The sequence below is a fragment of the Anaeroglomus insulsum genome, from assembly GCF_050689095.1.
GTDB classification, from domain to species: Bacteria; Planctomycetota; Phycisphaerae; order Sedimentisphaerales; family Anaerohalosphaeraceae; genus Anaeroglomus; species Anaeroglomus insulsum.
On record NZ_JBOGCL010000005.1, the window covers coordinates 86,511 to 111,845 of the forward strand.

The following is a 25,335-nucleotide window of genomic DNA, read 5'->3' on the forward strand; positions in this document are numbered from 1 at the left end:
CAATCGACCGGCGAGTGTTTGGATGACCGACACACAGTGCCTTAACTTAAAAAAATCAAGCAAACTGTGTCGGAGATTTTATGCGCACCCAATAATAGGCAGATATAATCTATCCGGTATCACATGTCCGAATGATGTCCGATGTCCGCAAAAATTGTCCGTATCCGGCCGGTTTAAAAAAACATTAAACCGCATTCAAACAGCCATTCCGCTGTATTTTAAACCGATTTCAGCTATTGGCCGAAATTTCTTAAATGGCGTGCGCAAAATCGCCAATGACACGAAATTTCTTAACTTTCCCCGTCTGGCTATGATCCCGCTGACAGCCTCAAAATCCCCGATTTCACCACCAAAAACCGCCTTCTCCCACCCTTCCCCAGCGATTCCCACCCATGTCCGCAATTTCTCATATCCCCCTTCGCTTTACAGTTGCGCCAGGAGGATTCCACATTCTTGAGTTCTTACGTTCTTGTGTTCTTATATTCTTAAAATGAAAGGAGCTTCAACATGCTGCAAAACACAGTCATCACCTCACCCCATCTGCAGGACATCGCGGCCGAAGGCGGTGTCCTTGGTTCGATACTGCTGGACCGCTCGGTCACCAAGGCCGTCCGCGACATCCTGCCGGCTGCGGAGGCGTTCACCCGCCCCGAGCATCAGACTTTGTACCGCATTCTCATGGAGCTGGCCGGACGCAATCAAGCCTGGGACCTGGTGCTCATTGCCGACGGCCTCAAGCAGCACAAGGCCCTCAAGGCCATCGGCGGCGTGGATTACTTAGTCAAGCTGGCCGAGGCCGTGCCCACCGCCGCCAACGCCGCCTACTACGCCCGCATCGTCCGCGACAAGTATCTGCTGCGGCAGATGGCCGAGTTCGGCACCACGCTGGCCAACTCTGCGGCGCTGGGGTCACTGCCGGGGGTGCTGCTGGATATGGAAACGCAGTTTCGCGACATCACGGCCCGCTATCGCAGCCTCATCGGGCCTGGCGAAATCCTCTCGATGCGGCCGGTGTCGGAGTACACCAGCCTGCCGATCGACTGGCTGTGGCCGGGGCGGTTCCCGCTGGGGATGCTGTCGCTGATCGCCGGCATCCAGGGCCACGGCAAGAGCTTCCTGATGTGCTATATGGCGGCGGTGGCTTCGCAGGGTTATTCCTGGCCCGACCGCGGCAATCCCTGTGCCCCGATGGAAGTCGCCATTCTGTCGGATGAGGAGAGCGTTTCGTATGCCCTGCGTCCGCGGCTGGAGGCCTGCGGGGCGGACCTGTCGCGGGTGTTTGTGCTGGACGGCCTGACGCTGGCCGATGGCACGCCGGCACCGTTCGATATCAGCTCACGGCTGAGCCTGCTGGACGATTTCCTCGAGGCCCACCCCAACTGCCGGCTGATGTTCTTTGACTCGCTGGCGGGCTTCCTGGGCCATTGCGACCCCAACGACAACGCCGCCGTCCGACGCACGCTGGCGCCGCTGAGCGAACTGGCCGAGCGTCGGGGCGTGGCGATGGTGGGCATCCTGCACCTGAATAAAAAGCCCGACCTGGCCAGCGTCCACCGCATCAGCGGAGCGACGGCCTTTACCGCCGTGGCCCGGGCCGTCTGGCTGGTCATGCGGGACGAGGACGCCATCGGCAACGCCAGCCGGCTGCTGCTGCCGGTCAAGTGCAACTACGCCGACACCGCCGGCCTGCGCTACCGGATTGTCAATGGGGCTGTGGCCTTCGATACCGAGCCGGTGGCCTTCGGGGCCGACAGCGTGCTGGCGGGCAAACACAAGGCCGACGAGGACGACAGTAAAAGCGCCGTCGATATCGCCGCCGACTGGCTGCGTGCCCAGCTCGAAAACCAGCCGCCCAAGATGGCCAGAGAGATTCTCGACGCCGCCGAGGCTGAAGGGATTTCAGCCAAGACCCTGCATCGTGCTAAATCGAAACTCAGGATTGAGGCAAGAAAGGTAGGTTTTAACGGTGGTTTTGTCTGGTCGATGGCAACAGATGATGCAATCGTTGGGGGGTAAACGTTTTTATTGCACCTTTTTCACAGGTTATGTCGAAGATGGCCACCCCTCCCGGGAGTGTGTTTTTGGCCATCTTCGCATTATTTTAATAATAATAAGGGTATAATAATTATGATTTGACATCTTCGTATTATTTTGCTCAAAAACGCGAAGGTAGCCAAGGGGTAGTTGACATCTTCGCATTATTCGCTCAAAAATGCGAATATGTCAAATATCCCGAAGATGTCAACCTCTGCCCCTGGGCATCTTTGCCAAAAGTCGTTCCGTTTTCACAATAAAGTCAGACCCGAGTGCAACAGGCACGGGGTAACGCAGTCCGGCTGTGAGTGTTACGACGGTCTGGGCAAGAGGTCTGTGGACAGGGCTTATCCGTTTGTCTTGACGCCCCAGGTTGTATTGGGCTTGGGGCCCATAATCAGTTTTAACTCGCCGCCGTTGACGATGTCGGTGTGAGTGATCCACGGTGTGTTCAGCGGCTTGCCGTTGAGGAAGGCCTTCTGGATATACATGTTAGTCTGGGAGCAGCCGGGAGCCGACACGGTGAACTGTTTGCCGTTGGGCAGATGGATGGTCACCTTCTCAAAGACAGGGCTGCCGATAGCATAGGTTGGCAGGCCCGGCGTCACCGGATAAAACCCCATGCAGGAAAAGACCACAAAGGCCGACATGCCGCCGCCGTCTTCATCGCCGGGGATGCCGAAGATCGTATCAGGAAACCAGGCATCAAGCAGCATCCGGATTTTCTTCTGGGTCTTCCAGGGGGAATCCGTGAAATTATAGAGATACGGGATATGGAAGCTCGGTTCGTTGCCCATGGAGAACTGGCCGACAATACCCGTAAAATCGGGGAATCGGGCCCACAGTTCGTATTTGCTGCGGCCCAGGTCTTCGCGGAAAAGCTGATCGAGCCGCTGTTCGAAGGCTTTTTTGCCGCCCATCAGGTCCATCAGGCCGGGGATGTCGTGCTGGACCTGCCAGAGGTACGTCCAGCCGTTGTTTTCGTCGTAATACTCCCGGCCGCCCATGCCGCCGTCAAATTTGGGGTCGATATCGATCCAGTGGCCCTGGTCGTCTTTGGGCATGAAAAAGCCTTTTTCCTTCCAGTAGAGATTCTTGTAATTGCTGGCCCGGGCGGCAAAATAGGCGGCATCGTCGGCGTAGCCCAGTTCGGCGGCATACTGGCTCAAGGCCCAGTCGTCATAACTGTGGCCCAGGGTGACGGCCACCGACTGGCGTTTCTCAAAGCCGTGGACGGCCGGCTCAGTTTCGGGCTGGCCGGGGGCCAGTGCGGGGTAATAACCTTTTTCGGCATAGAACCGGTCCAGGGCACAGGCCGGGCCGTTCTTCCAGGGCAGCATCGTCGCTTCCATCGCGTTTTTCTTCATCGCAGCAAACGCCGTGGCCGTGTCGAAATTGCGAATGCCTTTGCGATAGGCATCCAGAATCATAATCGTCGAATGGAAGCCGTTCATGCAGGGATTGTCGCCCCACAGCAGCGGGAACGTCGGCAGCCAGCCGCTCTGTTGGTACATCCGGACATACGACTGAATCATATCGGCCTGCTGGTCGGGATTGAGAATCATCCGCAGGGGGTGATGGGCCAGATAAGTATCCCAGACCCAGTCATCAACATAAAACGGACGGTCGGCGGTGTGAATCTGTTTGTCGTAATTGCTGTAATACCGGCCGTCTTCGGTGATGTCTATCATCCGTTCATAACAGCGGTACAGGGCCGTGTAGAACGTGCGGCGCTGGGATTCGGTGCCGCCCTGCACTTCGATTTGATTTAATACCTTCGACCACGCCCGTCGGGCATCGGCCTTGACCGACTCAAACGACCGGCCTGCCATCTCAAACTGGAAATTGGCCCTGGCCTGCTGGTCGCTGATGAAGGAAATCGCGTATTTGAATTCGATGACGACAGGGTTGTCCCGGGTCCAACTGACCAGGCCGCCCTTGCGATTGCGGTTGTGCTGGACTGGGGCAAACTCAAACGGCTGACTGAACTGACCATAGACATAGGCCTTCATCCCGTGAAACTGTTCGACACCCGTAACGGTCTGAGCATCGGACTGGGCCCACTCGCCGGACTGCATCGTCCGCAGCAGGACGTGTTTGGGGGCATTTTGTGGGAAGGTCATCCGGAAACAGCCTGTCCTGGCACCCGGGGTAAACTCCAGGGTCACATCGTAATCTTCGAGCCAGACGGAATAGTAATACGGCGTCGCAATCTCATTGCCGGGGTTCCAGGCGGAAATGGGGGTACGATTGGGGTCGGGCTGGCCGGTGAAGGGCATCATACTGAACAGCAATCCCTGCCGGTGCGAGTCGATCGTCAGCGGGAAGGAGCGAATCTGGTCGTCCAGGTAATCCTTGCGTTCGGGGTACATCCGGATCATCTGGTTGGGCAACTGGACGGTGGGACGGGTTGGCTGGAGGATATGACCTACGCCGCCGATGTTGGGATTGACATCGCTGACCGCATCCCGGGTGGAGGTGCATCCGGCCATCATCACCGCTAACAGGAGAATCACTACCGTAATACCGCTCATTTTTGCCCACGTACACATTGTATTGATCCCTTTCAAGCACAAACAGTTAGGAAAAATCATTTTACCTCCCCTGCCTACAGAGTCAAGAAATTATCATTGTTTTATCAATGTTTTATCATTCTTTCAACATTGATTAAGCAATTCATGCCGACATCAGGATATACGAAGGCCTAAGGCGATGATAACAGAGGGCTTATGCGGGGTTGTTTGAGGACAAGGGATTACGCTGCCCGGCGAAATGGAGACAGCCCAGGGGTCAAAAACTGCGGGCGACCGGAATCGAACCGACATATCGTGCTTGGGAAGCACGTGTTCTACCACTGAACTACGCCCGCATAAGTCATTATTGTGCAGGTATATATCCCCGTTTGCCGAGTTTGTCAAGCTGAAAATGGGACCTCTGCGATAAAAAACCACCCCCCGCGCAGGCCTGGAACAGTTATCAGACTATGCCCTGGCCGGCTGCCGGTTATTTTCAGAGGACCGGCCCCATCAAAAAAGCGAAATACACCTTTCCTTTGTGGTCATTTTGCATCCGGATTAGGGCAGGTCCTCGACACGCGGATTTTTGGAGGCCATGCCGCTCATTTTATCGGTTGTTGGCAAAACCGGGCTCTCTGAGGAGTCAGTGCATCCGGTTTGGCCTGATTGAGGGTGGGTTTAAGGTCTTTGGGCTGATTAATTCGCCTGCATTCTGTGTCGATATGTTCAGCGGCAGACATTGGGGTCTGTCTGATAATACGAACCAACAGAAAGGACTTAGCGTGGCCAGAATCGCAGAGGTCATCAAAACCATCCCGGTCCAATATGGACCTTGCCAGACGGTTATTTCCGGCGATATGTCGGTTCAGGAGGTCCTGACTACGGTGGTTTCCAGCGGAGTCGATACCGTGGGGGTCACCACCGACGACCATGACCAGCCTGCCCTGCTGAATCGCCAGCAGCTTCTGCAAGCCCTGCTCAGCGAGGTGGAAAGCATCCAGAATACCCTGGGCCAACTGAACAGCCAGCTCAAAGACAACGCCAGCAATCCGCTGGACCAGATCACCTCCTGTCTTTCCAGCGGCTATGCCACAGCAACCCAGAAATTCGAGCAGGCCCTCAAAGTCATGACCGAAGGCATCATCATTCTGGACGTGCAGGGGAATCTGGAAGTGGCCAACCCCTCGGCCCGTTGCCTGCTGGGACTGGATGCCAATGCCGACATTGACACGGTCAGCCGTCTGCTGGACCATCTGGGATTTCGGGCCTTGATGAGTCTGTCGGGAACCTCGGCCTCGCAAACCAGCGGCCAGTTCCGCATTAAATCCGCTCACGCCCGACTGCTGGAAACACGCTGGTCGATGCTGCAAAACGACTGGGGACGGTCTCTGGGCTGGGTGATTACCATGCGGGATATCACCAGCAAAGTCGCAGCCGAAAACACCAAATCCGAATTCATCGCGGCCATTTCCCACGAGCTGCGTACCCCGCTGACCAGTATCCAGAACTCCGTATCCAACATCCTGGCCGGGGTGACCGGCAAAATCAACGACAAGACCCGCCATTATCTGGAGGTGATGCAAAACGACTGCCACCGGTTTGCGGATTTGATCAATGACCTGCTGGATGTGGCCAAACTCGAAGCGGGCAATCTGCCGATTACGCAGCGGGTGATGAGTCTGGAGTCGCTGGTCCAAAACACCGTCGCCGATTTTACCGACATGGCCGCTGCGGCCTCGGTAACGCTGGAGTGCCGGATTGAGCCGGACATCTGCCCGGTCTATGCCGACAACAAACGCATTCGCCAGGTTCTGAGCAACCTGCTTCGCAACGCCATTCATTTTTCCCCTGCCGGAGGTACCGTCAGCATCAGCGTCCACGACCGCGGTTCGGATATCGTCACCGAAGTCGCCGACACCGGCGAAGGCATCTGCCCGGAAATGCAGAAACAACTGTTTACCAAATTCTACCAGATCGCCCGTCAGGCCGGCCCCGGCTCCAAAGGCAACGGACTGGGACTGGCCATCTGCAAAGGCATTATCAACGTGCATGGCGGCTCCATCTGGGTCGAAAGCGAACCGGGCAAAGGCAGCCGCTTCTTCTTCTCGCTGCCCAAAATCGACCCGGCCCAAATCCTGCAAAAACACCTGGAACAGGTGATTGCGACCGCACAAAAGAAAAACACACGATTCTGCTTTATGCTGCTGAGTTTTGAAATGCGGCAGAAATGCGATATCCCGCTGCGTCAGGCCGCCGGCAAGATCATTGCCTGGCTGCTGGGGCGAAGCCGCTACTTTTTATCGGGCGAGCTGGACCTGGCCCTGCAGAGCGGGGAAAATCAGATGGTCCTGATTATCGGTGATTTCGGCAGACAATCCATTGAATCCGTCCAGCAGAAAATTGAATTGAATCTGCTCAATTATCTGAAAAAATACTTTATCGATGTCCCGATTGTGCCGATGCTCGGAAAGAGCCTTTGGCCCCAAGACGGGACCGACAAGGGTTCGCTGGAAACAGCGGCAAGGAACAACCTGGCCCCTTTGATTGCCGGGTAGCAACACAGCCAACCGACCTGATGGAGTAAGGCTTATGTTTGATTTTTTTGGAATCAAGAAAAAAACACGGAAAATTAAAATTCAGGTAACCGATGATGAACCCAACATCGTCCAGACGCTCAAAGACCGCCTGGAGATGAATGACTTTGAGGTGGTGGTCGCTCATAACGGCAGTGACGGGCTCAAAATCGCCGAGCAGGAAAAACCCGATGTCATCCTGCTGGACGTCATCATGCCGGTGATGAACGGCCTGGAGATGCTGGAAATGCTTCGCAAGCAGCCCTGGGGCCAGGAGCCCTCGGTCATTATGCTGACGGCCCGCAGCCAGACCCAGGATATCGCCCGGGCCAACGCCTGCGGCATCGACGATTATATCATCAAACCCTTTGATCTGAGCGAACTGCTGGAAAAGATCGAAAGCATCCTCGAACAGCGCAAAGTGTTAACCAAAGTCAATACCTGAGCAGCCCGGTCCCGATACGTGCGTGTCGGGACGTTGTGTGTTCCGGCGTCGCCTGCACGGACCGCAACTGCAGCATTCCCTCAAAGCCCGATTTCCGCATCGGTCAAATAGCACGCCGGTTCATTGAACCAGCAGGACACATCTCCGGTCCCCTGCGGACATCGGAAATTGCCCTTGCACAACTCAAACCACCTGCAGCGGGCACAGCGGCTGGCCCGATACGTTTCCTTGTCCCGCAGCATCCGCATCACCGGGTCCGAGGTATCCTCCCAGATGGCCCCGAATGGTTTTTCCAGCACATTGCCGATGGCGTGATTGCGCCAGAACTGGTCGGGGTGAACGGCCCCATCCCAGGAAACCGCAGCAATATTCTGCCCGGTCCGGTTGCCTCCGGAACGCAGCAGCAAGTCCCGGGCTGTCTGGCAGTGCGGATGATTTTCCCGATGCATTCGCAGCAGCAGATAAGGTCCGTCGGCATGATTGCCCACCGTCAGCACTTCCTCGGCATAGCCTTTAAGAACACTTTCCGCGGTGCAGGTAATAATCTCATCCAGCGCCGCCCGAATCTGCCCGCTGGTCGCCGGACGCAGGTCATCGGCAGCCGCCCTGCCCGTACGAACCAGATGATAAAAACAGATCCGACCCACGCCATGTTGCCGGGCAATCTCAAAGATATCCGCCACATGCTGGACATTCTGGCGGCTCATGGTAAACCGCAGGCCGGTCTTGAGTCCGGCATTCTGACAGGCTTCAATCCCCTTCAAGGCGGCATCAAAACAGCCCGCCGCACCCCGAAACCGGTCATGAATCTCCCGCGGACCGTCCAGCGAAATCCCTGCATACGACAGCCCCGCATCCGCCAGCCGCCTGGCGGCATCCTCGGTAATCAGGGTACCATTGCTGGACAGCACAATCCGCAGCCCCAGCGAGCGGGCATAGTGCATCAGGCCAAACAGATCCTTGCGCAGCATCGGCTCTCCGCCGCTGAACAGCAGGACCGGACAGCCATAGTCCGCCACCCTGGCAATGAAATCCTCGGCCTGGCGGGTAGTCATTTCCTGAGCCCGGGTCGCACAGTCGCTGTCGCTGTAGCAGTGCACACAGCGCAGATTACACCGGGCCGTACAGTTAAATACCACAATCGGCTTGAGTGAGCGTTTGGCTGGATAGCGCAGCTCATCCGAACCCCCGGCCTTGTCGCAATATAATTTCGAGATATTAATCATTGTGTTCCCATGCCATAAAAAAGCCCGGTCGTCCCGGGCTTTTTATCGTGTTTGATGGTCTCAGCGTGAACCAATCACCTCCGCACACCGATCACACAGATCCTCGCAGGCGGCATTGTTGCCCACACTGGGGCGATAATTCCAGCACCGCTGACATTTGGCATACGGGCTTTTGTCGGCAGTCACTTTCAGCTGGTCGCCTTTGGAAATCCTGACCTCGCTGACAATGCACAGCGACGCCATCGCCTCGGCTCCAATCGACTCGACGGCAGCCAGCATGTCTTTGTCGCTAATCACGACGTCCACCGACGCCTCCTGGTTACTGCCAATAACATCCTTTTTACGCAGGTCTTCCAGAGCCTTGAGAATCTCATCCCGCAGGGTCATGATGTTCTCCCAGACGCCGGCATTGGCCGCATAATCCACCCCTGCCGGCGGCACAGGCATCGTCGCCAGATGCACGCTGGGGACAGGCTCCGATTTGTGCACGATGGCTGCCCAGGTTTCCTCCGCGGTATGAACCAGCACCGGAGCCAGCATCCGGGTCAGGGCATCGAGCGTCCAATACATGGCCGTCTGACCGCTGCGGCGGGACAGACTGGTCTTGCCATCACAATACATCCGGTCCTTGAGCACATCCATATAGATACTGCTCATTTCCACCGTGCAGAAGTTATAAATCAGGGAAAATACCCGGTGGAACGCAAATTCCTCATAGGCCTTGCGGACCTGCTCAATCAGCTCGGCGAGTTTTTCGACCGCCCAGCGGTCTATCGGCAGCATCTGGGCATACGCCACGCTATGCTCGGCGGGAATAAAGCCGTCGATACTGCCCAGCAGATACCGCAGGGTGTTGCGTATCTTGCGATAGGCCTCCTGCAGTCGTCCAATCAGGTCGTCACTGCATCGCATGTCTTCCTGATAATTGACACTGGCTACCCATAACCGCAGGATATCGGCCCCGTATTTGTTGATTTCCTCCAGGGCACTGACATAGTTGCCGGCAGACTTGGACTGCTTCATGCCTTTTTCATCCACCGTAAAGCCATGCGTCAACACCGTTTTGAACGGCGCCTTGCCGATGGCCCCCAGTGCCGGCAGCAGCGACAACTGGAACCAGCCGCGATGCTGGTCGGAGCCTTCCAGATATAAATCCACCGGAATCGGCCAGCCGGCCTTGGCCGCCACGGCATACCAACTGCATCCGGACTCAAACCAGACATCGAAGATATTTTCTTCTTTTTTCAAGTCATCCCAGGCAAACCCGTCCGGCAGCACAAAATCCGCCCCGAGAATCTCCCTGGGCGAATCGGTAAACCAGGCATTGGAGCCTTTTTGCCCGATATGACGGGCTACGGCCATCACGCTGTCTTTGGTCAGCAGCACATCGCCCCTGCTGTTGACAAAGGCCGGGATCGGCAGCCCCCAGGACCGCTGGCGGCTGATGCACCAGTCGGGACGGCTTTCCAGCATCCCCCGAATCCGCTTTTCGCCCCAGGCAGGAACCCACTGCACCCCGCCGATCTGTTCCAGGGCCAGATTCCGAAGGCTCTTGCCGAATTTGGGAATCTCCCGGTCCACGCTGATAAACCACTGCTCGGTGGCCCGGAAAATCACCGGCATCTTGCTGCGCCAGCAATGGGGGTAGCTGTGAACAAACTGGGCCTGGTGGACCAGCAGTCCCATCGCATCGAGACGATCACAGACTTCTTTATCGACTTTCAGGACATTCTTGCCGCGAAGCCAGGCCGGAACCGTATCATCATAACAGCCATTATCCCGAACCGGCGAATAGACCGCCAGCCCGTTGGCCATCCCCGCCTGATAGTCTTCCACGCCATGTCCCGGGGCAATATGCACGATGCCGGTACCGTCTTCGGTGGTAACAAACTCCGCATTGATCGCAAACCAGCAGTCCTTATCCGTCGGGTTTTTCTCCACGTACGGATGAACATAACGCAATCCCTTAAGCTGTTCGCCCAGGACGCTCTGTGAGACGGTATACTGTCCAGGCTCCAGTCCCGCCGCCTGAACCACAGCCTCCAGCCGCGTCTTGACAACAATCGAGGTAAATCGCTTTCCGTTTTTAGTATAGGTCAGGCCCACATAGTCCAGCCGCGGATGCAGCGCCACCGCCAGGTTCGCCGCCAGCGTCCACGGCGTCGTCGTCCAGATCATAAAGCACAGCGTGCCCGCATCCTGAAGCCCCAGCAGCGATCGGGCCTTCGCCGCCGATGCCTCCTCCATTGGGAAATTCACATACACGCTCGGCGAGGGAATATCCCGGTATTCCAATTCCGCATCCGCCAGCGCCGTTTCACATCCGACCGACCAGTGAATGGGCTTGAGCTGCTTATAGACAATCCCATTGCCCACCAGTTCAGCAAAGATTTCCAGAATACCCTGCTCATAGACAGGCTTGAGCGTCAGATAGGGATTGTCAAAGTCGCCGAAAATCCCCAGCGACTTGAACTGCGTGGTCTGCAGTTTGACATATTTGGAGGCATACTTCTGACAATGCTTGCGAATCTCAGGCTTGCTCATGGTCTTGGCCGCATCTCCCAGTTCGGCCATCACCTTGACTTCAATCGGCAGCCCATGACAGTCCCACCCCGGAATATACGGGGCTTGAAATCCGCACATGGTCTTGTACTTGACCACGAAATCCTTGAGCACCTTGTTAATCACATGCCCCATGTGAATATCGCCGTTGGCATACGGCGGGCCGTCATGCAGCACATACAGCGGCTTGCCCTGTCGGCTCTCCAGAATCTGCTTATAAATGTCCTGCTTATCCCAGTCTTTGCGCTGCTGGGGTTCCCGCTGGACCAGATTGGCCTTCATCGCAAAACTCGTCTGCGGCAGGCACAACGTATCTTTATACACTTTCTTTTCAGTATCAGACATAGAACATCCTCTTTGTGGTTTTCAAACAGACTATGGTACGCCCAAACCCCCGCCCTGTCAACCCGCCGAACAGGATATTCTTGAAGGACAATGGGATTATTGGGGGCATATGAAAAAAACAGGCCCCGAAAACATCATCGCCATCGGAGCCCGACCAATAAGAGGTTTACGGATTGAAGTGCGTTTTAAAACCGTCGCGTGTGCTTTTTGCGACGATTGCGAAAGGATTTCGACGTCCCGCCCGACGGCACGCCGCCCTGAGCCTTTCGGCCCTGCGATTTGCGGTAATGCGAGCGGTTTTCAGAGAATTGTCCCTGTTCAGACCTGCCCTGACGAGATGTATCCTGCCGCAGCTTGCCGCCATGGTCCCGGTCATCATGCCGCTTGCCTTCATGAACTTTCGCATCCCGAGGTTTTTCGTAATGTGTTTTCTCTTGGTACGGTTTATGCTGCTGGGTCGAGGAGGACGAGTCTGATTTCGATTCCGTCTTGCGAGAGGCAAACGCCGGGCACGGCTCAAATTTCAGCTTCTTGCCAATAAATTTCTCAATCCGGTGAAGATATGTTTTTTCGTCATCGGATACAAACGTCAGCGCATCACCGAGGGCCTTGGCCCGTCCTGTTCGTCCGATACGATGCACATAATCTTCGGCAAATGCCGGCACATCAAAATTAATGACATGTGAAATTCCGTCCACATCAATACCGCGTGCGGCAATATCCGTCGCCACCATCACCTGGTACTCATTGCGCTTGAAGCCGTCCAGTGCCCGCTGACGCTGGTTTTGAGTCCGGCCGGAATGAATCGACACCGACTTAATCCCCGCCCGCTGCAGATGCTTATTAATCTTGTCCGCCCCGTGCCGCGTCCGGGAAAAGACCAGCACACAGTACATGTTTTCGTGCTGGAGCAGGTGCCGCAGCAAATCCATCTTCTGGTCCTTGCGAACCGGATAAATATGCTGAGTAATCGTTTCTATGGGATTATGCTGCTGACCAATCTGAATCATCCTGGGGTCTTTCTGCACGCCTGCAGCCAGCCCGCGGACTTCTTTGGACATTGTCGCGGAAAACAGCAGGGTTTGACGGTCTTGAGGCAGTTGGCCGATGATTTTTTTTACATCGTGGATAAAGCCCATATCCAGCATCCGGTCGGCTTCATCCAGGACCAGCGTCTCGACGGCCTGCAGGTCAATCGTCTGTCGCTGCAGATGATCCATCAGCCGGCCCGGCGTGGCCACCACAATATCCACCCCCCGACGCAGCGTGCGAATCTGGTTTTCCATACTGACGCCGCCGTACACGGCCAGTGCCCGCAGCTTCATAAAACGTCCATAGTCGGCAATGCATTCCTCAATCTGCACGGCCAGTTCCCGCGTGGGGGTTAAAATCAGAGCCCGGACGCCTTTTTTGGGAGCTTTTTGCTCATGGCAAAGCCGGTGCAGAATCGGCAGCACAAACGCCGCCGTTTTGCCGGTCCCGGTCTGGGCACAGCCGATCAGATCCCGGCCTGCAAGAACAGCGGGAATGGCTTCGGATTGAATTTCGGTGGGAGCCGTGTAGCCGGTGGCAAGGATACCCTGCACCAGGGGGTCACAAAGACCAAGCGATTTAAATGGCATAAATGTCCTGAATTAATGAATAGTACACTGATGATTCAAACGTGAAAAATCAGAAGTTGTTGCGGATTGTACCTTAATCGGAGGGCAATAGATAGTACAAAATAGATAAACCTCAAAGATTCCTTGCAATAGCAGTTCAAGCCTCCGTGCCTGATGTAAAATACTGATGCCGAAGGCATTCCATATTATCTGTGCCCCCTGCAAAACAATATTTATTGGATATTAATGAGATACTTGACCCACTTACTCCAGGCTCTGCTATTTCAAGCGATATTTGAGCGTCAACAAGGCATAAACCAGCTTGGCGGCCAGAAAGTCCGATCCCCAGTGCTCCGGGCGGGGGCACAATTCGACCACATCAAAGCCCACCACAGTCCGCCGCTGGAAGACCGCCTTCATCAGTGCCATCACCTCATACCAGCTCATGCCTCCCGGCTCAGGGGTTCCTGTCGCCGGCAGCACCGACGGATCGAACACATCCAGGTCGATGGTGAGATAGACATGCTCACCAAGCAGCCCCACACATCGTTCTATCCAGCTGCGATCCGCCCCATCACAAATATCATGGGCAAAAAAGACGCGGCGTTTGTCCATCCTGGGCTTTTCGCTGACATCCATACTGCGTATCCCCACCTGCACAATCGGGCACAGCTCCCTGGCCCGGGCCATCACGCAGGCATGATTGTATTTGCTGCCTTCGTACTCATCCCGCAAATCCGAATGCGCGTCCAGCTGCAGAATCGTCAGGTCCGGATACCGCTGGGCCATCGCCTCAAATGCACCGATGCTGACGGAATGCTCCCCGCCCAGCACCACGGGAAACTTTCCTTCACCCAGCAGTCCCGCAATCCGGCAGCGCACTGCTGCGGCCATGGCCTCAGGCCCCTGCCAATCGCCATCCACCGCATCATCGGTATAAATGCCTTCGGTGAAGACCTCCGAATCTGTCTGGATATCGTAAAACTCCAGATTGGGTGATGCCTCCAGAATGGCTTTGGGGCCTTGATCGGCCCCTTTGATATACGTACTGGTTCCGTCGTACGGCACAGGCACAATGACCACCTTGGACGTATCCCGTCGGGTCCATTCAGGCGCAAAATCCCCGAACTCGAGTCGATCTGTCATACGGTCCTCGCGATTTGAAAAAAAGATGTGTCAGACGTTAATCAAACAGGAATACCGCCAGGGCAACGGTGGTCGTCCATAATCCCTTGCGTCCCTTGGCAACCTGCGTGATATTGCTGGTTTTGATGAACAGCCCGCTGGCCTTGTAAGCCTGCTCTTTTTCGGACCAGGCCTTGTTCGGGTCCACTTCCAGTCCCAGCGTGGTGCCCAGCATATCGGCGGCCAGGTCTTCGGACATATCTTCTGCTTCCTGCTTGCTCATGCCGTGTCCATGGACTTCACTGAGATACCCCCAGTTATTCCGGTCACGCGGTACGGCAATACCCACCGAAGACGCTATCAGACGGCCATGCTCATTGGTATCACAGCGAGCCATCACACAAAAGGTAATGGCTCCCGGACGCAACGATTTGACCCCTTCTTCACGCGGAATAATTCTGCACTTCGGGGGTAGAATCGACGATACCGACACCAGGTTCTGTTGGGCTACGCCCGCCTGACGCAACGCATCTTCAAACGACTTGAGCTGATAAATACTTCGCCCAACGCCTTTGGTCAGAAACATACGTGTTGGAACCAGACTGGTCATCAGCGCCGATTCAACTGGAATTTTTTTCACTAAAGTACCCTTTCTTGCCATTCATTAATGACCTGTTTACCCGGGAACGAGCGGCCCAGACCCATGCCTGTCTCCGCCTGCTCCACGGCAAAACCATGATTATTAACTCCTACCCACCGGGGTAGAAAAAGCGTCGATTGTACTGCCCGAAACTTATAGTACAATAAAAATCTCACAAAAAACCGGGGGACGCAAGCATTTTTTCAATATTTTTACCCCGAATGCCCCCACAACAACAGCAGTAAATCCAGGATAAATAACAGGACGATGGTCGTCTCCAGAACCATCATCCAGAAATTATTTCGTTCCTGCTGAAGCAGGCCGTAAAAATCACCCAGAACCCGCTGTTTTTCCGACACGACGTGATGCCATTGCGACAGATGAAACCGGTCAAACAGCTCTTTGTACACCTTGGCCAGATACCAATCCCCGAAAAACTTGGTAATATTGGTCAATTCATCCGTAATGCGGGTCATATCCACCCGAATCTCACGCAGACGCCCCCGAATCCGCTTGCCACTGACTCGCCCCTGCCGGCGGCTCAAATCCCGGTAGGCATTCTGGAGCGACTCATCCAGTATCCGGTCATAAGCCTCCAACTCGGCCAGCTGGACATTGGCCAGTTCCATAATATGCAGGATGTCTTCAAGGCTTTCTCCATCGTCAATCACCAAAGCTGCATCCCAGTCCACAACCACCATATCTTTCTCATAATAACTGGCATACCGTCCGACTGTTTCTGAGACCTCCTGTTCAGACAGCAATTCCGGATTATCTTCCTCCACAAGCAAGGCTGCCACCGCACGCCTGTTTTCTTTGAGCCAGTTCTCCGCGTTAGGTCCCTCCGACATTCGATTCAGGCAAAAGACTGTATATGCCTCAGACTGACCTATGGTTTCCACCGGATTAATACAGCGTGGCCGCAGTTCGGCCAAGATCAACTCCGCCTGCTTGCGGACCTTCATTTCAAGACTTATATTGTCATCAAATACGGGGTCGTGATAACCAACCAGCTCAAGCAGGCTTACCCCAGTAAACGGCAGGGAAACCTCGATGCTGATCGCCCCGACACTAAAGACCTTGACGTCCCACTGGAGAACAACGGGGCGACCATGCAGCAGACATTTCTCGTCCGATAACCGGCAAAATTTTGGCCGATAAAAGAAATAATACTTCGGACTGCGTTTGCTGGGCCCAATCGCGTATTCCTGCAGCGGTTTTGACAATAAAAAACCGACCTGCTCCAGGTTGATTTCGTAAGCTATATCATAGGCGTAAATATAAACCGCCCGGCCGTCGTGGATCTGGCGTGCGTGTGTCATAAAAGAGGCCCCGGTTGTGTTCTTTGAAATTTCTGTAATTTCCATCGAATATGACTTGTTTTGTATTATTGTACCGGGTTATATGTCGGAAATCAATAAAAACACAACCCATTCCGCCAGCCCGAACCTTTTTTTGTTAAATCTGTAAAAACAGTGTTGCCAATTTTAAAGAAATTCCTATAATTCCCGCGATACATTGGGTTATCCCCGGTATGTGGCGAAAAAAAACGGTATTATAACATAGTTCTGTTTAAATGGCGGCGCAATGACAAAGAAAAAAGACAATGGTAAATTAACAGCCAAGCAGCTTGAGAAATTCCGCGAACTCCTTCTGGAAAAGCGAAAAGAAATTCTCCAGGATGTCGAGTGCATGGAGCAATCGATCTTCCAGGGTGGCGGTGAGCTGTCCAGTATGCCGGTCCACCTGGCCGATATGGGGTCCGACAACTTCGAACAGGAATTTGGCCTGGGCCTGATGGCTGAAGAGAAAAAAATTCTCGCCGAAATCGATATGGCCCTCCGCCGGATCGACGATGGCACCTTTGGTATCTGCGAAGCCCTGGGTATTCCCATCGAGCTGTCACGTCTGGAGGCCATCCCGTGGACGCGCTATAGCCTGGAACATGCCCGCCAGGTGGAGAAAGGACGATCCTTCAACAACATTCGCCAGCGTCCCATCGATATTGAGCGTGCCGATGACTATGAAGAAGATATCGAAGAAGACATCGAAACTGAAGATGTCCCTGAAGAAGCCGTCGAAATCGACGAAGACGCTATCGAGCTGCCGGAAGAAGACATCGAAGAGTTTGATGACGACATCGCTCCGGATATAAAAGAATAACCCGAGCGGAGTCTTCGCCCGGCCTGAAATTCGAATAGCCGGCTAATTCCAGAACACGGCCACCGCGATAATCAGCCAGATCAGGCACCCGATGGCAAACTTCACGGTGATGCCCACCAGCACCCCTGTGCCCGCCCCAATGCCGCTTTTGAGCGACGTGTCGGGCGTCTTGCCGGCCAGCCGCTCCACCGACCACACAGCCGCCCCGGCCCCCAGGCAGGCCCCCAGCATCGTCCCGGCCACCGGAATCGGAATCATAAACGTCCCCAACAGCGCCCCGAAGACCGCCCCGCCGATCGCCGCCAGCGCCCCTATCCAGCTCGCCCCGGCCTTTTTGGCACCGCCGGCACCCGCAAAAAACTCAATCATCTCCCCAATTACCGCCAGCACCGCAATCAGCACCAGCACCGGAACCCCAAACAGATGCGCATCCCACTTCCACCACGCAAACGCAAACGTCGTCAACACCATCAGCCAGTTACCCGGCACCGTCAGCAGCACACTGACCAGCCAGCACGTATTCAACAGCAGCAACATTACTATGTAGATGTAAATCATCCCTTTACTTGCTTATATCATAGCACAGCAATTGGTCCTGGTCACGGAGGAACAGCTTCTTGCCTGAGATCACAGGATGCGGCCAGGTCTGGGGCTTGCCGAAGCCGGGCTGCACGAAGCGGCCTGTCTCCTTGTAACCGTCTGGCGTGGCTTCAATCAGAGCCACAATCCCGTCGTTCTCACAGCGGAGATACAGCCGTCCATCGGCGTATGTCAGAGAGCCTTTGCCGGCCTTTCCCTTTTCGCTCCATTTGATTTCGCCGGTATCGAATTGCTGGCAGACCCAGCCTTTGGCATCGCAATAGCCGTACACATAATCGCCCACCAGAACCGCCCCCCCGTGCTGATTGGCAATGCTCTTGTTGGCATAGACTTCTTTGGCGGTGAACGCACCGTCGGTATGCTGAATCTCAAAGAGGTTGCTGCCGACGCCGTATCCGCTGGTCACATAAACTTTGTTTCCCTTGACGATGGGGGTCGGAATCACCGCCGTCCTGCCTTTGCGGTCGGCTCTCCATAAGACTTTGCCATCCGTGGAAATGCCCACCACGCTTTCTGAGGTAAGCTGGACATACTGTCTGACGCCTGCGATTTCACAGACGACCAGCGAAGAATAATGTGCCGGGTCCTGGAAGTCTTTGGTCTGCCAGAGTGTTTCGCCTGTCGTTTTATTCAGTGCAATGATAGCCCCTTTCGAACCGCCAGGGGTGCACAGGGCCTTGTCGCCGTCAACCAGAACAGACTCGCTATAGCCCCATTCGGGCATCTTGCCGCCAAAGTCATTGACGAGGTGTTTAGACCAGACCTGCGTGCCATCAGCAGCCTTAAGACAGACCAATTCGCCATACTGACCAATCACATAGACCATCTCACCATCGACGGTAGGCGTGGCCCGGGGGCCTGTAAAACCGCCCCAGCCGGGGGCACCGGCCTTGCCGACCTTAGTCCGCCAGACCCGCTGGCCGTCAGATAAATTGCATGCAATGGCGTAGCAATCGGCCCCTTCATCCCCCATCGTGTAGATGCGGTCACCGGAAATAGCAACGCCGGAGTAGCCGGCACCAAACCCTGTCGCTTTCCACACCAATTTAGGTCCGGATTCAGGCCATTGCCCAAGAAGCCCCGTTTCTTTGGACACGCCGTCGCGCTCCGGCCCGCGCCATTGCGGCCAATCCGCACCAAAAACCGTCGAAATGGATAAAACGATTAGAAGCGTACTCAGAATGCAGTGTCTGATTGTCATGTCAGTCTCCGAAAAATAGATAGTTCCCGATTCAATGCTTAATTTACTGATAACATCAGTAATTTTCCCAGAATCCGCTATAAGGGTCAAGGTTTTTCTGTGTTATTGCCAAAGCTCCAAATAATCACTATTAAATCAAGAAACTATTGCTTTGCGAGCATTGCCGACATACTCACTCTTGTCAAACGGGAAATCTGCAACTGCCCCCTTGCCAAACACCCTAAAACCGGTTAGGCTGTCGGTAGTATCAGACGCCCGTCGTCCCAGCGGCCGGCCGGGTATAACAGGAATCATAATCGCAACATAATGGATACAATCGTATGAAAAAGTTCAACACACTCGGCGAGGTCCTGGCCTTTGCCATCAAACTCGAAGAAATGGCCAACCAGTTCTACATCGATTTATCCAAACGGGCCGACACCGAAGCCATGAAGAAAATCCTGCTGGATCTGGCCGAAGAAGAAAACCAGCACAAACAGCGTCTTGAACGCATCATCGGCATCGCCGAAAACGTCCCCGGCGACGACCTCGACCACAGCGAAGTCGCCAAATACATCGCCGCCGTCCCTACCCCCGACCACATGACCTATGAAGATGCCGTCCGCATCGCTATGAACAAGGAACACGCCGCGATGATGCTCTATCAGATTCTGGCCAAATTCACCGACGACAAACAGCTCCGCGACGTCCTCGAACTGCTGGCCATTGAAGAAGCCCACCACAAGCGCCGCTTCGAAAAAGAATACCACGATATCAAACTCAGGAAAAATTAAGCCCGGAGCAGAATCATGAAATATTTGACTTGGATCCTGTGCAGCCTGTCGGCCCTGTGCACCGCCGCAACTGATGTTCACGACCCCCACATCATCAAGGACAAGGACACCTACTACATCTTCTCCACCGGCCGGATGCGCCGTGTCATCAGCGTCATCGAATCCAAAGACCTGCTGAGCTGGACCCGCAGTGCTGATGTCTTTAGCGCTGTACCCGACTGGGTCAAAAAAGAAATCCCCGCATGCCGCGAACTATGGGCCTCCGACGTCCACAAAATCGGTGACCGCTTCTGTCTGTATTATTCCGCCTCCACCTTCGGCAGCCAGCGTTCCTTCATCGGCCTGGCTACCAATAAGACCCTTGACCCCAACAGCCCCGACTTCAAGTGGGTCGATGAAGGCATGGTCATCGAATCCAAACCGGGCATGGACTTCAACGCCATCGACGCCGGCGTCCTGACCGATGCCGACGGCCGGGTCTGGCTGACATGGGGCTCGTTCTGGGGCGGCATCAAACTGGCCGAGCTGAATCCCAAAACCGGCAAGCTCCTGTCCGACACCCCGACGATTCATTCCATCGCCCGCCGGAAACCGCCGGAGACCGCCATCGAAGGTGCCTATCTGATTTATCGCCACGGCTTCTATTACTTGTTCGTCTCCTTCGATGCCTGCTGCCGAGGCATCAACAGCACGTATAAAATCATGGTTGGCCGATCCAAATCCCCCACCGGCCCGTACATCGACCGCGAAGGCCGCCCGATGGCCGAAGGCGGCGGCTCGCTGGTCCTGCAGACCGAAGGCCGCTGGATCGGTCCGGGGCACAACTCCGTCCTGTGCGATGGCGATGATGATTTTCTGGTCTATCACACCTACGACGCCCAGAACCGCGGCCGACCCGTCCTCCAAATCCGCCCCATCGAATGGACGCAAGACCACTGGCCCACGCCCGGCCCCATCCTCGAACCCCCATCCGACCCCAACACCCCTCCGCCGGCAACCATCCCTAAGTGATCCATGCCCACGCTGTATTGACTCACAACACACAGCAGCCCCCATCGCAAGCGACAGGATTCAATGATTGGGTCAGTCTAAGGGGCAGGTCGCCATACGCGCCAAAACAACTTCGATTTCGATACAGTCCAAGCCCGCTGCTTTTACTGTTTCACTCCTCACTAAACGAACCCAATCCTACATCTATCTGTGAAATTTGTGGATTCTTGTGTTACTCAATCCTGAACCAGTCGAAGTCGGCATAGCCGCCGTTGCGGGCAGACGGCTCGCTGATGCAGAACAGGCCGACCTTGGCGCCGATCCATTTGCCTGGTTTGGCCCAAAACAGAGTGCCAATGTCCTTATACTGCTGGCCGTCAAGACTGTAGCTAAACTGGCAGGCCGCGTTTGGAGCAGTCACCTTGACCCGCAGATAGACGGTATCGCCGGGCAGCGGTTGTTCGGCGACGACGGTTTCGATGTTTTCGTCGCCGGGTTTGCAGGTATGCAGGACCAGCAAAAAGCTATTCTTGACTTTTGTTATCGACAAGCTCGCGTATTCTTCCCCCATAATGGTCAGACCCGCCCGCTTGCCGTCCCACTGGGGTGTGAATTTGACTAAGGTTGTTGCCGTAAAAGTCGGAGCGGGGAACTTCTGGAGAAGCAGATTACCGGCCTCGGTCAAAGGAGTCCTCTCGGCGGGGAGTTTTTCGGCGAACAGCCGCAGGTGCGTTTTGCCCGGCAGCAGGCAATACCAGGTCAATTTCGGATTGGCCTGCCACTGCCATTGCAGACCCAGCGTGTCGGAATCGAACTCGTCGCTTTCCTGCGGGGTTGCGATGGGATGGATACCACGAATTAGCGGCTTATGTTCGGTCAGCGCCGGCTCGCCCTTGCCGTCGCCGTCTTTGTCGATGCCGATGACCGGCCAGTCGTCAATCCAGTTGAGCTGCTGGAGATGCACCACCCGGCCATACGCCTGGCAATCCTGAAAATGGATAAACCAGTGCTCTCGCAGAGGTGTATCGACCCAAGCCCCCTGATGCGGGCCGTTGATGGGGGTACTGCCCTGGCCAAGGACGATTTTTTCTTCATACGGGCCGGTAATTTGTCTGGACCGCAGGACCGTCTGCCAGCCGGTGGCAACGCCGCCGGCTGGGGCGAAGATATAATAATAGCCGTTGCGTTTGTAGAGCTTGGGACCTTCAATGGTCGGCTGAGTATCGTGGCCATCGAAGATATGCTTGCCCTGTCCAATGGCCGCAGTGGCATCAGGGGTCATCTGGCGAAGGGTCAGGACGCTGTTGAAGCCACCGGTGCGGCTGGCTGCCCAGCCATGCACGATGTATGCTCTGCCGTCGTCATCCCAGAACGGGCAGGGATCGATAAGTCCCTGGCCGGGCACGACCAGCAGCGGCTCATCCCACGGCCCGGCGGGATTCTTGGCCCGGACGCGGTAGATACCCATATCAGGATCGCCCCAGAAGATATAGAACAGATTGTTATGATAGCGGATAGCCGGAGCCCAGATGCCTTTGCCGTGCTGGGGTCGATCGAACAGGTCATTGGGGTAACGCTGAACGGCATGGCCGATGAGAGTCCAGTTGACCAGGTCCCGGGAGTGCAGAATGGGCAGGCCCGGAATGCAGGTGAAGCTGGAGGCGGTCATGTAGTAATCATCCCCCACGCGAATCACATCCGGGTCGGAATAGTCCGCATACAGGATGGGATTTTTATATGTGCCGTCCCCATTGTCGGCAACCCAGACTTTGGAGATGGCATGGCCTGATACGTTTGATGAGATGAGTTCTCTGGACATAACGCTCGCTCCTGCGGCGTGGTTTAATGCGGTCTTGTGTTTGCTGGCAGCCGGATTGACCGAACACCCCAGTCCCGCCAACAGAACAGCGCAAGAGGCAAGATAACACTTTACACAGAAACGACTTCCAACCATAACGTCCCCTTTAAGCCGTTTTATCGTTCAACCCCGCAGTAAGCTGTTTATTTCAATCCGCCCCGCTCGATTGTCTGGGAGGGTCCGATGGAGGCGGGTTTGATAATCTGGTAATTACCGCTGAGGTGCATCAGGCTAAACAGATACAGAAAACCATCATAATAGGGGTCAAAATAGCCGTCCTTGTACGGCTCCAGCTTTGCATTCCAGAGGGCATCAACGAATTTCCAGCTTATTGCCTGGGTGCCCATGATAGAGGCTGCGGCCACCGTGCTGACCCAGCCCAGGGAATGGCGAAGCGTGCGATATCCGCCGGCCCCCATGATATTTTCGCGGGCGGTCCCATCGACATTAAACTGATCCTCAAACGTATCAATGCCCCGGGCAAACAGAAAGTTTTGAATGCGTCTGCAATACTCCTGCTGCCAGGCTTTGTCTTTGGCATACCAGGAGTAATCCATGGCAATATTCATGGGCACTCGCCAGGAATCGAAACCGAATGCACTCATTCTCCCCGGCAGCGGCGTGCCGTCAAAGTTCGCATAGTCGGGGGTCAGACCCGTTTGCGGGTGACAGGCTTTATGCAGGAACTGTCTGGAAATTTCAGCACACTCGCGATAGAATGCTTCGTGACCATCTTTAGCATACTCGGCCCAGATTTCAAAAAAGGCCGGCACATGATAAGATGGATCCGTCCAGTTGTATCCCCGGCCTTCGGGAACAAAGGTAATCATTTTGTGCTCGGTGTTGATGATATTTCGGATGCCGCCGGTGCCGTCCTTGCTCCACATGGCATCGAGGATGCGCCGGGCCTGGGCATAATAATCGATGCCCGTATCATTGCCCCAGCGATTGGAGGCAAACAACAGCGCGGTGATGAAGTATAATTCACCATCCGAGGCAGAGCCTGGGGAATTTTGTCGTCCTGTTTTGGGGTCCACCGACCAGGCAAAATAGGCTTCCCGCGGGCCTTCCTGATGCTGCATATATTTCACCGTCCATCGCCACAGGCGGTCGAAGACTTCTTTTTTGTTCAATTGCACCGCCACCATCATGCCGTACGACAGCCCTTCCGTACGTGCGTCGCGGTTCTTGAGATCGGAGACATAGGCCATATCGTCGCCCACCTCAAAGTAAACCCGGTTGGGACCTTCAAAGAGATCATAATACGCCTTGGCCAGTTTGGCATCAATGTCCTGCTGCTTATAGCCGGCCTCCAGGAATACATTGCGATATTGTCCGGTTTCCCAGGCACCTTTTTCCCAGGGCTTCATCTTTCCGCGGGGATCCTGAACGTCCTGAATCGTGTTTGGATCGGCAGCCGCAGCAGCATAACCTAATGTCACAAGTATCAAAAGAGACATCGCATACTTCATCAATCATATCCTTTCTGAATGGGTATTCATATTCTGGTCAAGCGTGCAGGATTTCTCAAAAACTCACCCCAGAAGCTATTTTGCCGGAGCCAAAGACGGCACCTTCAGAACCGCATCAAAGGCCGGTTTAGGCTGTCTGTTGCGATCGAACAACAAAGGATAATTGGATCTTCCCGGCACCGGATAATCATTCTTCCAGGACATGCCATCGTGGACTCCCCACAAGCTAACGCGATCGATTTTATCCCGTTTGCTGTAAAATATCCCGAATAATTCGGCATAGCGATCTGCCAGCTGCCGCTGCACAGGCTCAGGAAGTCCCCGGGCGTAAGGGTCCAGATAAGCCTTGAACTCTTCGAGCTGAAATTGCGGGTCGGCCATAACCTGGCCGATGATCTGCCCTTCCCGGGTCAACGGCAGGACATCGATATCCAGTTCGGTAATCATGACCTTGACTCCCAGCGCCGCATACGCATCGATCGCCGCTTCAATGTACTCGGTTTTGGGATAGTTGAGTCCCCAGTGGCCCTGCATGCCAATGCCGTCAATCCGAATTCCCTCGGCCTGCAGCATCTTGACCATTCGCACGATGCCATCTCGTTTGGCAGGTCGCCAGGCATTAAAATCATTGTAATAAAGCTCGGCATCCGGTGCATATTGGGCGGCAAACCGGAAAGCCTGCTTTACCATCTCGTCCCCGTTGCCGATGGTCTTGACCCACGCGGTAGAGCGATAGGAACCGTCATTGTCAATCACCTCATTGACCACATCCCACGCGTCAACCCGGCCTGCATAGCGTCCTGCCACAGCCTGGATATGACTGCGCATACGCTCAATCTGGGCCTGGGGGGTATTGGGTTTGCCGTCGGCATCCTGAAAAAACCACTGGGGCGTCTGATTATGCCAGATCAGGGTATGGCCGATCAGGAACAAGCCGTGTTTTTCGGCAAATTCCACGATCTGATCCGCAGGCCCAAAATGATAAACGCCCGGCCTGGGATTGATGGTCTCGGCCTTCATTTCGTTTTCGGGCGTAATCGCATTAAATTGATCAATCACGATTTGCTGCGAGAGTTTATCCCTGCCGGTAACAATAGCCGTATTTACCGCACAGCCCACACGAAATGCATCCTTGTACGCTTCTTTCAAGGACGTCGGCGTGCCGGCCCCGGCCGCCAGGGTCCCCATCCCCCAAAGGCAAATCATACCGA

18 protein-coding genes and 1 tRNA gene are annotated in these 25,335 nt (G+C 55.1%); 6 read left to right on the forward strand and 13 right to left on the reverse strand.

The annotated features are described in order from the left end of the window. The first annotated feature begins 507 nt into the window (after positions 1 to 507). Positions 508 to 2,016 (forward strand): AAA family ATPase, encoded by a 1,509-nt coding sequence (locus tag ACQ9LF_RS06330; RefSeq protein WP_462488537.1) that lies wholly within the window; start codon positions 508 to 510, stop codon positions 2,014 to 2,016. A gap of 365 nt (positions 2,017 to 2,381) precedes the next feature. Here the strand turns inward: ACQ9LF_RS06330 and ACQ9LF_RS06335 are convergent, their stop codons facing one another. Beyond that, positions 2,382 to 4,586 (reverse strand): GH92 family glycosyl hydrolase, encoded by a 2,205-nt coding sequence (locus tag ACQ9LF_RS06335; protein WP_462488538.1) that lies wholly within the window; start codon positions 4,584 to 4,586, stop codon positions 2,382 to 2,384. Between the two features lie 246 nt (positions 4,587 to 4,832). Then, positions 4,833 to 4,903 (reverse strand) — tRNA-Gly (locus tag ACQ9LF_RS06340). A 429-nt stretch (positions 4,904 to 5,332) separates the two neighbouring features. Between ACQ9LF_RS06340 and ACQ9LF_RS06345 the strand changes: the two genes are divergently transcribed. Beyond that, entirely contained in the window at positions 5,333 to 7,105 is a 1,773-nt protein-coding gene (locus ACQ9LF_RS06345; protein WP_462488539.1) for a sensor histidine kinase, read from the forward strand. Between the two features lie 34 nt (positions 7,106 to 7,139). Beyond that, on the forward strand, positions 7,140 to 7,568 hold the full coding sequence (locus tag ACQ9LF_RS06350; RefSeq protein ID WP_462488540.1) for a response regulator transcription factor: 429 nt from the start codon (positions 7,140 to 7,142) through the stop codon (positions 7,566 to 7,568). Positions 7,569 to 7,648: 80 nt separating this feature from the next. Here ACQ9LF_RS06350 and ACQ9LF_RS06355 read toward each other — a convergent pair whose 3' ends face one another. The 6 genes from ACQ9LF_RS06355 to ACQ9LF_RS06380 all read right to left on the reverse strand — a co-directional run bounded on the left by ACQ9LF_RS06355 (position 7,649) and on the right by ACQ9LF_RS06380 (position 16,389). Then, the gene (locus tag ACQ9LF_RS06355) at positions 7,649 to 8,794 is read right to left on the reverse strand and encodes a radical SAM protein (protein WP_462488541.1); all 1,146 of its coding nucleotides are present in this window, start codon (positions 8,792 to 8,794) and stop codon (positions 7,649 to 7,651) included. A 60-nt stretch (positions 8,795 to 8,854) separates the two neighbouring features. Next, positions 8,855 to 11,701, reverse strand: a complete 2,847-nt coding sequence (gene ileS / locus ACQ9LF_RS06360) for an isoleucine--tRNA ligase (RefSeq protein WP_462488542.1) — start codon at positions 11,699 to 11,701, stop codon at positions 8,855 to 8,857. Positions 11,702 to 11,886: 185 nt separating this feature from the next. Next, complete coding sequence (locus ACQ9LF_RS06365) at positions 11,887 to 13,323, reverse strand: DEAD/DEAH box helicase (protein ID WP_462488543.1); 1,437 nt, start codon at positions 13,321 to 13,323, stop codon at positions 11,887 to 11,889. Positions 13,324 to 13,581: 258 nt separating this feature from the next. Beyond that, the gene (gene speB / locus ACQ9LF_RS06370) at positions 13,582 to 14,448 is read right to left on the reverse strand and encodes an agmatinase (protein WP_462488544.1); all 867 of its coding nucleotides are present in this window, start codon (positions 14,446 to 14,448) and stop codon (positions 13,582 to 13,584) included. A gap of 37 nt (positions 14,449 to 14,485) precedes the next feature. Continuing rightward, the gene (locus tag ACQ9LF_RS06375; protein WP_462488545.1) at positions 14,486 to 15,067 is read right to left on the reverse strand and encodes a pyruvoyl-dependent arginine decarboxylase; all 582 of its coding nucleotides are present in this window, start codon (positions 15,065 to 15,067) and stop codon (positions 14,486 to 14,488) included. Positions 15,068 to 15,279: 212 nt separating this feature from the next. After that, a complete protein-coding gene (locus ACQ9LF_RS06380) occupies positions 15,280 to 16,389 on the reverse strand; it encodes a hypothetical protein (protein WP_462488546.1) in 1,110 nt (369 codons plus the stop codon). Positions 16,390 to 16,654: 265 nt separating this feature from the next. Between ACQ9LF_RS06380 and ACQ9LF_RS06385 the strand changes: the two genes are divergently transcribed. After that, the gene (locus tag ACQ9LF_RS06385; RefSeq protein ID WP_462488547.1) at positions 16,655 to 17,230 is read left to right on the forward strand and encodes a TraR/DksA family transcriptional regulator; all 576 of its coding nucleotides are present in this window, start codon (positions 16,655 to 16,657) and stop codon (positions 17,228 to 17,230) included. Positions 17,231 to 17,272: 42 nt separating this feature from the next. On the opposite strand, the gene ACQ9LF_RS06390 is transcribed toward ACQ9LF_RS06385, so the two are convergent. Both ACQ9LF_RS06390 and ACQ9LF_RS06395 read right to left on the reverse strand, forming a co-directional pair. Beyond that, positions 17,273 to 17,788, reverse strand: a complete 516-nt coding sequence (locus tag ACQ9LF_RS06390) for a DUF456 family protein (protein WP_462488548.1) — start codon at positions 17,786 to 17,788, stop codon at positions 17,273 to 17,275. A 4-nt stretch (positions 17,789 to 17,792) separates the two neighbouring features. Then, complete coding sequence (locus ACQ9LF_RS06395) at positions 17,793 to 19,031, reverse strand: PQQ-binding-like beta-propeller repeat protein (RefSeq protein ID WP_462488549.1); 1,239 nt, start codon at positions 19,029 to 19,031, stop codon at positions 17,793 to 17,795. A gap of 320 nt (positions 19,032 to 19,351) precedes the next feature. Here ACQ9LF_RS06395 and ACQ9LF_RS06400 point away from each other — a divergent pair, with 320 nt between their 5' ends. Further along, positions 19,352 to 19,804, forward strand: coding sequence for a ferritin-like domain-containing protein (locus ACQ9LF_RS06400; RefSeq protein ID WP_462488550.1), 453 nt, complete (start codon positions 19,352 to 19,354; stop codon positions 19,802 to 19,804). Between the two features lie 15 nt (positions 19,805 to 19,819). Next, positions 19,820 to 20,815: an arabinan endo-1,5-alpha-L-arabinosidase gene (locus ACQ9LF_RS06405; RefSeq protein ID WP_462488551.1), complete on the forward strand. Its 996-nt coding sequence runs from the start codon at positions 19,820 to 19,822 to the stop codon at positions 20,813 to 20,815. Positions 20,816 to 21,026: 211 nt separating this feature from the next. Here ACQ9LF_RS06405 and ACQ9LF_RS06410 read toward each other — a convergent pair whose 3' ends face one another. From ACQ9LF_RS06410 to ACQ9LF_RS06420, 3 genes are all read right to left on the reverse strand, one after another. Further along, positions 21,027 to 22,748 carry a glycoside hydrolase family 43 protein gene (locus ACQ9LF_RS06410; RefSeq protein ID WP_462488552.1) on the reverse strand — a complete coding sequence of 574 codons (1,722 nt, stop codon included), beginning with the start codon at positions 22,746 to 22,748 and terminating at the stop codon, positions 21,027 to 21,029. A 47-nt stretch (positions 22,749 to 22,795) separates the two neighbouring features. Next, a complete protein-coding gene (locus ACQ9LF_RS06415; protein WP_462488553.1) occupies positions 22,796 to 24,124 on the reverse strand; it encodes a glycosyl hydrolase family 8 in 1,329 nt (442 codons plus the stop codon). A gap of 75 nt (positions 24,125 to 24,199) precedes the next feature. Then, complete coding sequence (locus ACQ9LF_RS06420) at positions 24,200 to 25,312, reverse strand: endo-1,4-beta-xylanase (RefSeq protein WP_462488618.1); 1,113 nt, start codon at positions 25,310 to 25,312, stop codon at positions 24,200 to 24,202. Between the last annotated feature and the right edge of the window lie 23 nt (positions 25,313 to 25,335).

Bases quoted from the DNA above. Each gene is read 5' to 3' on its own strand.
- ACQ9LF_RS06330 (WP_462488537.1), top strand. From the start codon at position 508: ATGCTGCAAAACACAGTCATCACCTCACCCCATCTGCAGGACATCGCG.
- ACQ9LF_RS06335 (WP_462488538.1), bottom strand. From the start codon at position 4,586: ATGTGTACGTGGGCAAAAATGAGCGGTATTACGGTAGTGATTCTCCTG.
- ACQ9LF_RS06350 (WP_462488540.1), top strand. From the start codon at position 7,140: ATGTTTGATTTTTTTGGAATCAAGAAAAAAACACGGAAAATTAAAATT.
- ACQ9LF_RS06355 (WP_462488541.1), bottom strand. From the start codon at position 8,794: ATGATTAATATCTCGAAATTATATTGCGACAAGGCCGGGGGTTCGGAT.
- ileS (WP_462488542.1), bottom strand. From the start codon at position 11,701: ATGTCTGATACTGAAAAGAAAGTGTATAAAGATACGTTGTGCCTGCCG.
- ACQ9LF_RS06365 (WP_462488543.1), bottom strand. From the start codon at position 13,323: ATGCCATTTAAATCGCTTGGTCTTTGTGACCCCCTGGTGCAGGGTATC.
- speB (WP_462488544.1), bottom strand. From the start codon at position 14,448: ATGACAGATCGACTCGAGTTCGGGGATTTTGCGCCTGAATGGACCCGA.
- ACQ9LF_RS06380 (WP_462488546.1), bottom strand. From the start codon at position 16,389: ATGACACACGCACGCCAGATCCACGACGGCCGGGCGGTTTATATTTAC.
- ACQ9LF_RS06385 (WP_462488547.1), top strand. From the start codon at position 16,655: ATGACAAAGAAAAAAGACAATGGTAAATTAACAGCCAAGCAGCTTGAG.
- ACQ9LF_RS06390 (WP_462488548.1), bottom strand. From the start codon at position 17,788: ATGATTTACATCTACATAGTAATGTTGCTGCTGTTGAATACGTGCTGG.
- ACQ9LF_RS06395 (WP_462488549.1), bottom strand. From the start codon at position 19,031: ATGACAATCAGACACTGCATTCTGAGTACGCTTCTAATCGTTTTATCC.
- ACQ9LF_RS06400 (WP_462488550.1), top strand. From the start codon at position 19,352: ATGAAAAAGTTCAACACACTCGGCGAGGTCCTGGCCTTTGCCATCAAA.
- ACQ9LF_RS06405 (WP_462488551.1), top strand. From the start codon at position 19,820: ATGAAATATTTGACTTGGATCCTGTGCAGCCTGTCGGCCCTGTGCACC.
- ACQ9LF_RS06410 (WP_462488552.1), bottom strand. From the start codon at position 22,748: ATGGTTGGAAGTCGTTTCTGTGTAAAGTGTTATCTTGCCTCTTGCGCT.
- ACQ9LF_RS06415 (WP_462488553.1), bottom strand. From the start codon at position 24,124: ATGAAGTATGCGATGTCTCTTTTGATACTTGTGACATTAGGTTATGCT.
- ACQ9LF_RS06420 (WP_462488618.1), bottom strand. From the start codon at position 25,312: ATGGGGACCCTGGCGGCCGGGGCCGGCACGCCGACGTCCTTGAAAGAA.